Genomic DNA, 14,264 nt, shown 5'->3' on the forward strand with positions numbered 1-14,264 from the left:
AAGTAAAGAGTTATAAAATTTGTAATTTGGACTTTTAATCATGATTCATATGAACGACATATTATCCAAAACCGAAGAACATGCTACAGAGCTACTGACTAAAAAATTAGATAGCAGCTATTTGTATCATAATCTAAGACACACTCAAAGAGTCGTTAAAAGTACTAAAGAATTACTAAACTTTTATAGCCTAAAGGAGGAAGAAAATAACGCAATCACTATTGCTGCATGGCTTCATGACATTGGTTACACCGTTAGCGCTACAGATCATGAAGAACACGGAGCTAAACTTGCTAAAGCATTTTTAGAAAACTTAAATTGTGAACAAGGTCTTATAACGACCGTTTGCAGATTAATTTTAGCCACTAAAATGGGTCATGACCCCAAAGATATTTGTGAAGAAATTATAAAAGATGCAGATTGTTCGCATTTTGCACAAAGTAGTTACGTAGAAACGTCTGAACTTTTAAGAGATGAATTAGCCCAGTTAAACATCGCTACTTTAACTAGAAAAGAATGGCGTAATAAGAATATTGAGCTCTTTAGAACGCAACATCATTATTATACCGAGTATGCCAAAGAAAATTGGCAACCAAAAAAAGACGAAAACTTAGAAGACTTATTAAAGAAAAAAAAGAAAAATAGCAAGCTCGTAAAAAAAGAAGAGTTAAAAGTTAGCTTAAAAAACAAAAGTCCTGAACGCGGCATCCAAACTATGTTTCGCGTAACCATGCGCAATCATTTAAAGCTAAGTGATATTGCAGATACAAAAGCTAACATTTTACTATCCGTAAATGCTATTATTATCTCTTTAATTTTAGCCAACCTAATACCAAAACTGGATAACCCCACAAATGATTACTTAGTAATACCCGCTGCAATATTTGTTATTTTTAGTGTTGCATCAATGATTATGTCAGTATTAGCTACGCGGCCTAATGTAACGAGTGGCGAGTTTACCAAGGAAGATGTTGAAAACAAAAAAGTAAATCTACTATTTTTTGGAAACTTTCATAAAATGAAACTAGAGGAATATGAATGGGCAATTCAAGAATTAATAAAAGACCAAGTATATGTGTATTCTTCATTGACTAAAGATTTATATTTTCTAGGATTAGTTTTAGATAAAAAATATAAGCTTTTACGCTGGACGTATACTATCTTTATGATTGGTATGGTACTATCTGTAATTGCATTTTTTGTAGCCTTAAAATTTTATGGACCAGAACGCATCATAGAATTACCTACTTAAAAGGAATTTATATAAAGTAAATTTTTTAAATCAACCACCATTTTAAACTGCAACTTATCTTTCAATAAGAAAGAGGCTGCATTGTTTTATTTGAATTAATATAACACTTCAATGACAACTACTGGTGAAAAACTTAAAGAAAGAATAAAAGAACTTACGTGTCTCTACGAGGTAACTTCTATTATCGTAAATTGTGATTACAACCAATTAGAAACTACATTAGAAGCCATTGTAGACTGCTTAAAAAAAGCAATGCGATATGATAAAGATGCTTTTGTATTTCTTTCCTGTGACCAATATGATATAACCTCTCATTCTATACTTCCTGCACTCGTATCTATAAAATCTCCTATAAACGTTTTTAATACTATTGATGGACATATTATTGTAGGCTATCCTGAAAGCGATTATACTCCAAAAGATTTCTTAAAAGAAGAACTTACGTTACTAAATAATATAAGTCTTGCCATTGGGAACCTATTAGAAAAAAAACAAATACGAGAAAATGAAATTACTATAAAAAGGCAAGTTGAGCGAGCAGATAGATTAAATATATTAGGAGAAATCACTGCGGGAATAGCGCACGAATTAAACACACCGCTTGCCAATATCTTAGGTTTTGCAGAACTTCTAAAAACTAACCTTACAGAAGAAAAAGCCATTCGTGATTTGGATAAAATTGTTGACAGCGCTATTTTCTCGAGAGAAGTAGTTAAAAAACTGATGTTTTTTACTTGCGAAATGCCACAACAAATGGGCATATTAACCATTAATCCTATTATTTTAAATGTACTGAATCTCTTAGATCTTACTTTTAAGAAAAATAAAGTAAAACACAGCCTTTCTATAAATAAAGATGCTATTCAACTAAGAGCAGATAGTGTTCAACTAACACAAGTCTTGTTTAATTTAATTATGAATGCTATTTACTTTTCTCCACCGCACTCCACAATTTCAATTAAGGTTGAAGAATTGGTACACCATATAAAAATTAGTATTTCTGATGAAGGTTCTGGCATATCAAAAACCAATGAGGAAAAAATATTTCAGCCTTTCTTTACCACCAAACCCGTAGGAGAAGGCTCAGGGCTAGGATTAAGTGTAGTACATGGCATTGTAAAAAGTCATAAAGGCCAAATTATTTATTCCCCTAACACTCCAAAAGGGGCAACTTTTATTGTTGATTTTCCTAAATTATAATTATGCAATTACTTAAAGAAAATATCTTAATTGTAGATGATGATGTTAATATTTTAGAATTACTACAACGTCAATTGCAACTACTAAATTACCATATTTACAAAGCTGTATCTGTGCAACAAGCCTTATATATTCTTAAAGAGACAGAAATAGATTTATTAATAACTGACATACAAATGCCAGAAGTTGATGGTTTAGAGCTTATAAAATACGCCTCAGAACATTATCCAAAAATACCAAAACTAGTTATTACTGGTTTCCCCTCTTTGGATGGGGCTTTAAACGTTATTAAATCTGGAGCTACAGATTATTTAACGAAACCTTTTACTAAAGAAGAGCTAAAACTAGCTGTAAAAAAGAGTTTAGAAAATAAAACGTCAGTAGTTTCCATTAGAAACACCAAACATACAGAAGATCTAAATTCTGAAATGATTGGTAATTCTCCTTCCTTTAAAAAAATTACTCATATTATCAACAGGGTTAAAGACAATAAGGCCACCGTTTTAGTGCAAGGCGAAAGTGGTACCGGTAAAGAATTAGTTTCTAGAGCCATTCATTATTCAGGAAAATTTTCTCGCGAACCTTTTATTGCTGTGAACTGTGCTGCGATACCAGAAAACTTATTAGAAGCAGAATTATTTGGTTATACAAAAGGTGCTTTTACTGGTGCCAATGAAAATAGAAATGGTTTTTTTCAAGCATCAAACAAAGGAACATTATTTCTAGATGAAATAGGAAATGCCTCTTTGGCTGTACAAGCAAAATTACTTAGAGCGTTACAAGAAAAAGAAATTACAAAAGTAGGCTCTCAAAAAACAGAAAAAATAGATGTAAGAATTATTGCGGCCACGAATGAAAACCTATCTGCAATGATTGACAAAAAACTATTTAGAGAAGATTTATATTATAGACTTACCGTAGTCCAAATTGTAGTGCCACCGCTTAGAGAAAGAAAGGACGATATTAAATTACTAGTTGATAAGTTTATTCGAAAATATGGCATTGAGTATAAAGACAGGCTCTTAAACATATCGCAAGAAGCATTGGCTATTCTTGAAAGGTACTCCTGGCCAGGAAACATTAGAGAGCTTGAAAATGTCATACAAAATGCCGTAATCATGAGTGATCGTATTATTGATGTTGAAAATCTTCCTGAAAACCTAAAATTTAAAATAGAATTCCCTAAAAATTCACTTAAATCATTAGCCGAAATTGAAAAAGAGTACATTCAAAAAGTACTTTTTTCTACCAATAACAACAAAACTAAAGCTGCAGAAATCCTTCAAATAGATCGTAAAACTTTACGTGAAAAACTAAAGTAACTACTGATACCAAAACACCCAAGCGAGACTTTTCTCCTCAATGGCTTGGATATAACAATACTACAAAAACAGATGTAATTAATTGATTTTTAGGTTTTTAATATTAAAAACCTAATTACAATCTTTTATTGGCATACAACTTGCCTACTAATAAAGTATTCATATTTAAAAATGTTGCTAACATAAGACTATGAATTTTTAGGTTTTAAACATTTAGTTTGGAACCACAATCATAATCGTGGTTGATTGATGATGTCTACTTGGCTTTCTAGATTTAAGGTCTAATGGAAGTCAGGTAGATTATTAAAATACTAATTAGTAATCGCTTATGGAAAAATATAGTAATAGTATTTGTTCTACCTGTACACATCAAAAATATTGTGTACTTACTAGTAACCAAGAAAACATAAGTTCTTGTGGCGAGTATGAGCATTATACAGAAAGTTTAAATAGTAACGAATACGCAATTAAACGTATTCAAACACAAGGGTATTAGTCTAAAATAGAAACAATGATTGCAAAAGCAAAAGAAGTAAAGGCTACAAAACAAGGCATGTTAGATAATGTAATGCGCCAGTTTAATAATGCCGCAGATATTATAGATCTGAACTCAAATATTAGAAAGATTCTAGAAATTACAAACAATGAACTTGTAGTACATTTTCCTGTAAAAATGGACAATGGAGAAGTAGAAATTTTCACAGGATACCGTGTTCAACACAATAACGCTTTAGGACCATACAAAGGCGGATTACGATACCACCCTACGGTAGATATTGACGCCGCTAGAGCTCTTGCTATGTGGATGACTTGGAAAACATCTCTTGCTGGCTTACCATACGGGGGAGCAAAAGGGGGTATACAATTAGATCCTTCAAAATATTCTATTTCAGAATTGGAACGTATCACCAGAAGGTTTACGTATGCTTTAGGCGATAATATAGGACCAGAATTAGATATTCCTGCTCCTGATGTGAACACCAATCCACAAACTATGGCTTGGATTCTAGATACCTATATGTCTACAAAATCTCCTTCAGAACGCTCAAAGAACATGCACGTTGTAACAGGAAAACCCTTAGGAGCAGGTGGCTCTGAAGGGAGAGATCGCGCCACAGGATATGGTGTGTTCTTAAACATTAAATTTTGGGCTTTAGAAAAAAAAATAGACTTAAAAGATAAAAAATTTATTGTTCAGGGTTTTGGTAACGTAGGGTATTGGACTGCTCATTTTCTTGAAAAAGAAGGTGCTAAACTAGTCGCTGTTCAAGATCAATTTGGCTGTATTACTAATGAAAACGGAATTGAAGTAGAAACACTTTTTGAATATACTAAAGCGAATAAAGGAAGTATTCTTGGTTTCGCAAATACGACACCCATTAAAAATAAAGATTTCTTTAGTGTAGATTGTGATATTTGTATCCCAGCAGCCTTAGGAAACCAAATTACTGAAGAAAATGCTCCTTCAATTAAAGCATATTTAATTGCAGAAGGTGCTAATGGTCCTACTGATATTAATGCTGAACAAATATTACTAAAAAAAGGGACTGATATTATCCCTGATATTCTATGTAATTCTGGAGGAGTAATTTGTAGCTATTTTGAATGGCTTCAGAATAGAAACGGAGAAATATGGCATCTAAATGAAGTCATGGAAAAGCTAGAGAAAAAACTAGAAGAGTCCTTTAGAAAAGTAATTGAAACATCAAAAAGAAGAGCTGTTGATATGAGGACTGCAGCTTTCATTATAGCCATTGAACGATTAGAACTTGCTTACGTACAAAGAGGGATTTTCCCTTAATAATGAGTGCCATCAAATTTAAATTAGGTAAGATGAAATACGGAACTATAACAATTGAGAAAAAAGAATACGTTATGCTAAAACGTTTCTTACACTTATCTGGTTATCACAGAGACACAACTTTTAAAAAATCTATTAGAAAACTTTCGGAAGAATTAAGCTTTGCCAAAGTTTGTAATAATAATGAGATGCCAAAAGATGTGATTCGTTTTAACTCTATCGTGACAATAACAGCAAATAATGGCTGGACTAAAGAGTTTCAACTAGTAACACCAAAAGATAGTGACCTTAAAAACAATAAAGTTTCTATTCTAACCCCAATGGGAGCTGCTGTTATTGGTTATGCCGAAGGAGATACTATTTCTTGGGAGTTTCCTAGTGGTGAACAACAATTAACCGTCTCTAAAGTAGAGCAGAAGAATAGTCAAATTGATATTAATGTTTTATTATAAAAAAATAATGAGAACATTCAACCTTACAGAATCGGACACTACAATACTGCTAAAAAAAGATAAGGCAGAAATTGAAAATTGGATAGAAAACCTAGAATTTATCAATACAGAACTAGAGTACTTTACTGAAATTGAAACCAAAATTCTAAAAGATAATTCAATAAATCAATTGATTCAAACTTTAAAAAGAGGTAACACTTTAAAATTAGGCATATTATATCGCTGTGAAAGTAATATGTCTAAAATTAGAGAATGTGATAGTATGCAATGTGATACATACTATCTAAATAATCATGAAAAAAACAGAACTTCCTATTTAGAACACATGAAACTGTGCTATCAATTAAAAACTAAGATATATGATAATTTATTAAAATTTAAAGTTACTTAGGAACAGAATTAAATTTCAAACTCTTCAATTAGGTCTTCATAAGTATACATTTTATCTGTGCTCACTGCTGTTTCAGAATCTTTAACAGAATACAAAATATCTGCTCTAATAGCTTTTAATCCTGCAACACCTTGAAGACCTTCTAATTCTACTATTTCTAGTTTTCCGCTAAAATAGCCTTTAGATTTTAAGAATTTTATATACCGAAGGTATTCTAATTCATCACTTTTTTGAGCGTATACTATGACCATTTTACCTGGCTCTGTTATACGCTTATTTGTCCCTTTTATATATGACTTATCAATACGTTTTTTAATGATTTCATACCTGGCATTATAAGTACCATCTACATCAAAACGTTTTTCATCCATTCTAAAACGAATAGCTAAAGACGTATTGTACACTAGCATTAATGATGCTACATCAAGCGGAACAGAAAGCTCTGGCTTTAAATTATAGTGCTTATTTTCCATTTCGCACATAATCTGCAATTGCCACAACCTTAAATTACTTAAATAAAGCGAATCAAACTTTTGATCATCTACTATAGAAGCTCCTATGTACATATTGTGTTCTACACCATCTGTCTTATAACGTTCAAAATAATGCGGAAACATTGCCTGTGCATCTTTCTGTTTTTTATCAATCACAGCAGATAGCTTTTTGTTAATCATCATAACACTTTCATCATAATTTCTACGATGATCGTAATATGACTTTGTTCCCATATCAATGCTAGATTCATATGAAATAATCATTTGAAGCAATTCTTTATCCTGATTTTTTAAATGCTCAAAAACGGGCACAATTTCATTTTGAACAAAATTAAATACCGCTTGCTCACTGTTGGTATTTAGCAATTCTTTTACCTCATCAATATAATTGCTGATTCTAAATATTAACTCTTCATAGATGGGTAATTTATTTTTTTGCCATGCAAATTCTAATACCTTATTAATTTCAGATAGCTGAATCATTATATCTCGCTGAATAGCTGTATTTCTAGCTAAAGAAGAATCTTTTATATCTATTTGTCCATAAAGAGGATACACATCTTTAAAAACAATTTCTTTAAATGAAGGTTGTCTATCTTCTAATCCATCAACAATAAAACGCTTAGCTTCCTCTCTAAATTTCCAATATACCGAGGAATGTACAGATGTACACTCGTTTTGAATAATTGCATCAATTCTATTTTCTTCCTCAGACATAGAACGCAGTACTCCCGTGACAATAAACGGCATAATATCTTCTAGCTTATTAGCATTTACACTATTAAGTCCGTTTTTCTGTGTAGATACTAACTCTAATACACCCAATAAGTTTCCTTCAGAAGCTATAGGTGCAAAAATCACACTTTTAATCCCTTGCTCTTTAAGGCTCTTATAAGGCATAATACCTCCAGAAAGTTCAAAATATTTATCCACATCAGAAATAGAAAAATATCCATTTTCAGTCAAAAGCTTACTATACGAAGATTGACAAAGTGCCTCTTTACAAGCCTCTACTTCCTTATCTTGAAGTATAAAACTCTCCAAGCCAACACCAAATACTTTTTCAAATTGATCTTTCTTAGGGTTATAGGTTACAAAACCAGCACGTATATCTGGAATACTAAAAAAGGATTTAAAGGTTTCCTGCAAGTTGTACATGAAACTCTCGCTCCCTCTTTTATCATTAGCAATTAAACTAGATTTTATTTCAGAAATAGCATGTTCATTGGTAACATCAAACATAGAAGAAATTACAAAACCTTTACCAATAAAACTTTGTGGAGGAAATTTCTCTTGCCACAGTGCTAAATTGTCAAAATTCTCTAAAAGCTCATCAATATCTTCTTTAGATAAATTTTTCGCTTTTTCTGTTGGAAGAATCTCCATAAAATCAGCATTATACAAAATGCGATAATGACGCATAACCCCATTTTTATCAGGTATATCGTAAAAAAAAGGTCTTTTAAAATCTATAGAATACCCATAATGTGCACTTAGAATAATAGTACAGGTCATTATATATAAATGATGATCAGGAAAATCACGAAGGTGTGGTAAAAATTCTTTTCCTCCAGCATTTTCTAAAATTCTTTTAAATCTTTCTGAAGAATTAAAAACCACATTATCAAATGGTAATGAAGCTGTTTTTATTTCATTGTTGGTTAATACCTCCGAAAAGGTGTCTTGTAATATAATTTTAATGACATTTTTATACTTTTTAAGTAATGAAATATCAGTAAAACCTTCTCGCAATTCCGGATAAGGTGCCTGAGCAGCTAATATATGCTTAGCCTTACTAGCCAGATAACTATCGTCACTTTGAGCCATGGCATCATATTGCTTTAATATTTCATTAAAACTAATCATCTGACTAAGTGGTGATTGCAACTTATCTATCATATCTTCATTGGTCGTTATCGAGCCTGTAAAATTACAAAAGAAAATCCACAACTTTAGTATTTAGATTTGTTTAGATACCTTCGTTTTTTAGAACTTTACATAAACACAAAATTATGTCTTCAAGCACAAGACTTTCACGAGCGTATGAAAATGCCAAAACGGTACCTTTTGATGATGATTCAAAATTTATCTTGTTTAGTGATTGTCATCGTGGAGATAACAGTTTTGCCGATGATTTTGCGAATAATAGAAACATCTATTTCCATGCCTTACAGTATTATTTTAAAGAAGGCTATGAATATTTTGAATTAGGTGATGGCGATGAGTTATGGGAAAATTCAAACTTCGAATCTATATTTAACGCTCATAAGAACGTATTTCAATTGCTACGGGAGTTCCATATTCGTGGGAGATTGCATATGATTTGGGGCAATCATGATATGGTATATAAAAGTGATTCCTATGTAAAGCAGCAGCTAAGTAGCTATTTTGAACCTATTGAAGGTTGTGAGAAAGAACTTTTTCAAGATATTACCTATAATGAAGCTATTGTTTTAAAACATAGAAAGACCAATCAGGAAGTATTTTTAACCCATGGCCATCAAGCAGACTGGTGGAATTATACCTTTTGGCGCTGCGGAAGGTTTCTAGTGCGCGTATTATGGAAACCATTACAAGTCTGGGGTATTGCAGATCCTACCAGTCCCGCAAAAAATTATACGGAATTAATCAAAATTGAACGCCGCATAAAAAGGTGGATTGTTAAAAATAATTTACTAATCACCATCGTAGGACACACGCACAGACCACGTTTTCCAGAACCCAAAGACATTCCTTTTTTTAATGATGGTAGCTGTGTACACCCAAGAAGCATTACGGGTTTAGAAATTGAAAACGGCAAAATTTCGTTAATCAAATGGCATATTTCTACGACTGAAGATGGTACACTTAGAGTGGTACGCGTACTTTTGGAAGGACCTCAAAAATTAAGTGATTATAAGAGCTAAGATCTAATTAATTATTGCACCACTTTTTAGAAACTCTACGTCTTGTTTATTACCGTCTTTAGTGATTTCAACATCATAGAAGAATCCTTTTTGATAATGAGTAACCTCCTCTATCTCTACAATCTTATAGGCTTCATATTTTGTATCTATGATATCTTGAATAACCTCTGGCAAGTCTTTCTTATCTATATTGTTTTCTGTTTCTATCCAATTACCATTGGGGCTAAAATCAGCTCTATAATGAACACCATCCTTTTTAAAACTAGCTTCAAAATTATCATTTTTATCTATGTCCCAATCAGGATCATTCTCATTTGGATACTTTGCATTAAAATTCTCTTTTACAACTTTCGGCACTTTTCCATCCTGGTATTGACAACTCATATAGGTTACCGAAATAAATAATGTCAAAAAAAATAAACAGGTTCTCATAAGCTTTTTTCTTTAGATGTTGTGCTGCGAAGAAACTGAATATGGAAGTCAAAGTTTAACTTAAAAAAAAGGAATACTAGCTCAAAAGCTACACAACTAAAAAAAATAGCTTTTAGACCTATATCTTCGCGCTACGAACAAATTTAAACGCATTATACCATTGAGAATTGAGACCCGTCTCTAATTCTTGAACTAAATTAGCTTCAAAACCAACATTACACTATGCATGCATCTTTTAGAAAGAATACTACTCAATATTTAAGTGTTACACGCTTAATAGCCTATCTTATTTTTATACTATTTTTAAATGGGTGCGCTACTTTTAAAATGCAAGAGACAGATGAAATTAAGGATTCAAAATCAACTTCTAAAACACCTGTTCATACCTTTTTTCTTGCAGGCGGTTATGGAGACTACACCATTACTGAAAACAAAACTGCCGCTACACTTTTAAAAAAACAGTTAGCCAGCGCAGATAAAAACACAACACTTTTATTTACAGGAGATAATATTTCTGCAACCACTAAAAACTGGAACACAGATAAAGAATTAATTCAAGAGCAAATTGCTTTAACGGAAAATTTTAAAGGGAACACTATTTTTATGCCAGGCGTTAACGAATGGAAAAGCTACAACACGCGTGATGTAGAAAAAGTGGAAGAATATTTAGACTCCGTTGATTCTGATGCGCTAAAATTCTTTCCTAAAAATGCCTGCCCTATTGAGCATATTATAATCAATGATGATTTAGATTTAATATTAATTGATTCTAAATGGTTTACAGGCAATTGGTCTAGATTAGAAAATATAAATAAAAAATGTACCGATATAAATACCCGAATGCGCTTTGCTGAAGAATTAGAGGGCTACATTAATGACGGACAGGGTAAAAATATTGTGATTGCCATGCACCAACCAATTTTTAGCAACGGGGAGTTTGCGGGTAAAAAATCCTTTAAATCACATATGACTCCAGCGCCAATTGTAGGCACCGTAGTAAACACCGTATTAGATTTAGGGGCTTTTTCCTCAGACCTTTTAAATGCAAGACCTTATGAATATTTAAGAATATTAGTTAGCTCACTTGCCAAAGCATCAGATAGAATAACTGTTGTCTCTGGTCATGAAGAGAGCTTACAATATTTAACAGGGGGAGGCATTCATCAAGTAATTAGTGGTTCGCTCAGTCAAAAATCGGCTACGAAATTATCTAAAGATAATCTAAGTAGTATTGGCGGAACACTAGATTTTGAAGGCAAATTTACCTATGGAAAAAAGGGTTTCGCAAAACTGGTGTATTATGAAGATGGTTCCTCCGAGGTAACTTTTGTTACCGAAGATGATGATGAAAAAAATATTTCCATACTTCCCAGCTTACAAAAAGACACCACATCTGTAACATTTTCTAAGAACCAGGCAAAAACCATAAAAACAAGTATTATTAAAGATACTGATGCCATAAACAAATCAGATTTTTACACCTTTTTATGGGGACAACGGTATCGTTCTTATTTTGGAACTCCTGTTACCGCAAAAATCGCACAGTTAGATACCCTTTATGGCGGACTGAAAGTACTTAAAGAAGGAGGAGGTCATCAATCATTCTCAGTTAGACTTGCTGATAAAAATGGAAAAGAATACAATATGCGTTCCTTAAGAAAAAACGCTTTAAAATATTTAAAATTTAAAATTAAGGGAGTGGCTTATAATGAAAACGATTATAAGAATACGCTAACCGAAGAAACTATTTCAGATTTCTTTACCACCGCTCATCCCTATATGCAATTAGTAATTAATCCGCTGGCCAAATCTATAGGCTTAAACCACTCAAGTCCTGAATTGTTTTACATTCCAAAACAAGAAACTTTAGGAGATTTAAATAATGAGTTTGGAGATGAACTTTATTTCATTGAAGAAAGACCTTCAGACGAGCAATTAAATCATAAGGGCTACCGAAGAGAAATTGATGAATCTGGCGAAATAACAGACTTTGAGAGTACAACAGATATGCTCGAAAAAATTAAGAGTGATGAATCTTACAGTGTTGACCAACGAGCTTATATAAGAGCCCGTATTTTTGATATGCTAATTGGCGATTGGGACCGGCATGAAGATCAATGGCGTTGGGTAGAATATGAAACAAATGATGGGAAAAAAGAATTTCAACCGGTACCAAGAGATCGTGATAATGCATTCCCCAAATTTGATGGCAAGGCCTTAAAAATAATTAAACTATTTGCTGCAGACTCCAGGATGTGGCAAAATTATGACGCCGATATTCAAGATGTAAAATGGTTAAATAATAACGGGAACAGTCTAGACAGAGCTATTTTAACTAAATATGATGCTAAAACCTGGGAAGAAGAAGCCAAATTTATCCAAGAAAATTTAACGGAAGCTAAGATTGATGCCGCTTTTAACAATTTACCGAAAGAAGTTAAAGATTCTACTGCCGTTGAAATAAAAGATAATTTAAAATTGCGCTTAATGACTATCAGACAGGATGCTAAAGCCTATAGTAAGTATCTAGATAAAATGGTTTCATTACACGGTACTGAGAAAGATGATAAATTTGAAATTACAAGGTTACCAAATGGTGAAACAAAAGTTGTTATTAAGAGAATACTTTCTGACAAAGAGAACCCAATAATATTTGAACGTACTTTTAATAAAAAGGATACTAAAGAATTATGGCTGTATGGTTTGGGCGATGATGATGTTTTTGAAGTTACAGGAGATGCTAATAAATCTATTTTTATACGCTTTATTGGCGGCTATGGAGATGACAAATTTAATATTCAAAATAAAAAGAATTTAAAAGTTTACGATTGGAAACATGAGACTAGTGTTTTTGAAGGAGAGCAACCAAAAAAACAATTGACCAATCTTTATGATACAAACATGTACCATTGGCGTTATTTTGAAGAGAATTCTAATATGCTTATTCCTAATATAGGTTTTAGAACAGATGATGGGCTTTACATAGGTGCTACAAATATTTACACAAACAAAGGGTTTAATCGTAATGGTTTTAGACAAAAACACAAGATTGTTGCTAATTACTATTTTGGCTTTAAAGCTCTTGAACTAGGTTATTATGGTGTTTTTGCAAATATATTCCCTAAATGGAATTTTGAAATTAGCGCCTACCACTCTACTGATCGATTCTCAAACAACTTTTTTGGAATAGGAAATGAAACTATTAATTTGGATGATGATTTAGATAAAGATTTTAATAGAGTTAGAATTGAAAAAACAAGGTTTGATGCGGGTATTGCTTATCACACTTTAAAAATAAAAGGTGTGTATGAATCTTTTGAGGTTATTGAACAAAACAACCGCTACTTAAATTCTGATAATTTTCAACCTGAATTGTTTGACAACCAACGTTATTTAGGAATAGAAACCGAAGCTTACTATGATAATGATGATGCTAAAGATTTTCCTTCAAGATCAATTATGTTTGGATTGAATGCTGGCTACAAGGCAAATATGCAAATAAATGACAATCAATTTGGGTATTTAAAGTTTAAAACAGGCATTAGCCACAAACTTATATCTTCCGGCGATTTGGTTTTGAGTACAAAAGCAGAAGTGAGTACTACTTTCGGAGACACATATTTCTTTTACAATATGCCGTCTATAGGAGGGAACAATGGGTTGAGAGGTTTTAGAGACGAACGCTTTACTGGAAAAACTTATTTCTATGAGACAACAGATTTACGCTTTAGAATTAAAAAATATATGACTCCGGTTGCTCCAATAAACGTTGGTGCATATGGAAGTTTTGATTATGGTAGGGTGTGGAATAAAAATGAAAGTTCAAACGTTTGGCATACTTCACAAGGTGTAGGAGTATGGGCTAGTGCTTATAATTTTTTAACCTTAAATGTTGGATACTTTAATTCTGTTGAGGGCAACATAGTGCAATTTAAATTTGGTTTTGATTTTTAGCATATTGTATACAATTAAATAGATGTTGATTTTTGATTAATTTAGCACTCTATTTAAAAA

The 14,264-nt window shown here is 32.3% G+C and carries 11 protein-coding genes; 9 read left to right on the top strand and 2 right to left on the bottom strand.

Translation table 11 applies throughout. The annotated features are described in order from the left end of the window. Positions 1 to 49: 49 nt before the first annotated feature. From CELAL_RS04895 to CELAL_RS04920, 7 genes are all read left to right on the top strand, one after another. Positions 50 to 1,252, top strand: a complete 1,203-nt coding sequence (locus tag CELAL_RS04895) for a Pycsar system effector family protein (RefSeq protein ID WP_013549802.1) — start codon at positions 50 to 52, stop codon at positions 1,250 to 1,252. A 111-nt stretch (positions 1,253 to 1,363) separates the two neighbouring features. Beyond that, the gene (locus CELAL_RS04900) at positions 1,364 to 2,452 is read left to right on the top strand and encodes a sensor histidine kinase (RefSeq protein ID WP_013549803.1); all 1,089 of its coding nucleotides are present in this window, start codon (positions 1,364 to 1,366) and stop codon (positions 2,450 to 2,452) included. 2 nt (positions 2,453 to 2,454) lie between these two features. Beyond that, positions 2,455 to 3,774, top strand: coding sequence for a sigma-54-dependent transcriptional regulator (locus CELAL_RS04905; protein WP_013549804.1), 1,320 nt, complete (start codon positions 2,455 to 2,457; stop codon positions 3,772 to 3,774). A 328-nt stretch (positions 3,775 to 4,102) separates the two neighbouring features. Beyond that, on the top strand, positions 4,103 to 4,270 hold the full coding sequence (locus CELAL_RS22320; protein WP_013549805.1) for a hypothetical protein: 168 nt from the start codon (positions 4,103 to 4,105) through the stop codon (positions 4,268 to 4,270). 15 nt (positions 4,271 to 4,285) lie between these two features. Continuing rightward, positions 4,286 to 5,575: a Glu/Leu/Phe/Val family dehydrogenase gene (locus CELAL_RS04910; protein WP_013549806.1), complete on the top strand. Its 1,290-nt coding sequence runs from the start codon at positions 4,286 to 4,288 to the stop codon at positions 5,573 to 5,575. Between the two features lie 32 nt (positions 5,576 to 5,607). Then, positions 5,608 to 6,027 (top strand): GreA/GreB family elongation factor, encoded by a 420-nt coding sequence (locus CELAL_RS04915; protein ID WP_013549807.1) that lies wholly within the window; start codon positions 5,608 to 5,610, stop codon positions 6,025 to 6,027. A gap of 7 nt (positions 6,028 to 6,034) precedes the next feature. Continuing rightward, positions 6,035 to 6,418, top strand: coding sequence for a hypothetical protein (locus tag CELAL_RS04920; protein ID WP_013549808.1), 384 nt, complete (start codon positions 6,035 to 6,037; stop codon positions 6,416 to 6,418). Between the two features lie 8 nt (positions 6,419 to 6,426). On the opposite strand, the gene CELAL_RS04925 is transcribed toward CELAL_RS04920, so the two are convergent. Beyond that, positions 6,427 to 8,811 carry a cell surface protein gene (locus tag CELAL_RS04925; RefSeq protein ID WP_041557533.1) on the bottom strand — a complete coding sequence of 795 codons (2,385 nt, stop codon included), beginning with the start codon at positions 8,809 to 8,811 and terminating at the stop codon, positions 6,427 to 6,429. A gap of 113 nt (positions 8,812 to 8,924) precedes the next feature. On the opposite strand from CELAL_RS04925, the gene CELAL_RS04930 reads away from it, so the two are divergent. Continuing rightward, a complete protein-coding gene (locus tag CELAL_RS04930) occupies positions 8,925 to 9,818 on the top strand; it encodes a metallophosphoesterase (RefSeq protein ID WP_013549810.1) in 894 nt (297 codons plus the stop codon). 3 nt (positions 9,819 to 9,821) lie between these two features. On the opposite strand, the gene CELAL_RS04935 is transcribed toward CELAL_RS04930, so the two are convergent. After that, a complete protein-coding gene (locus tag CELAL_RS04935; protein WP_013549811.1) occupies positions 9,822 to 10,250 on the bottom strand; it encodes a PepSY-like domain-containing protein in 429 nt (142 codons plus the stop codon). A 222-nt stretch (positions 10,251 to 10,472) separates the two neighbouring features. Here CELAL_RS04935 and CELAL_RS04940 point away from each other — a divergent pair, with 222 nt between their 5' ends. Beyond that, the gene (locus CELAL_RS04940) at positions 10,473 to 14,204 is read left to right on the top strand and encodes a BamA/TamA family outer membrane protein (protein WP_013549812.1); all 3,732 of its coding nucleotides are present in this window, start codon (positions 10,473 to 10,475) and stop codon (positions 14,202 to 14,204) included. The last annotated feature ends 60 nt before the right edge of the window (positions 14,205 to 14,264 follow it).

Origin of the sequence: Cellulophaga algicola DSM 14237 (genome assembly GCF_000186265.1) — a bacterium.
Classification (GTDB): Bacteria; Bacteroidota; Bacteroidia; order Flavobacteriales; family Flavobacteriaceae; genus Cellulophaga; species Cellulophaga algicola.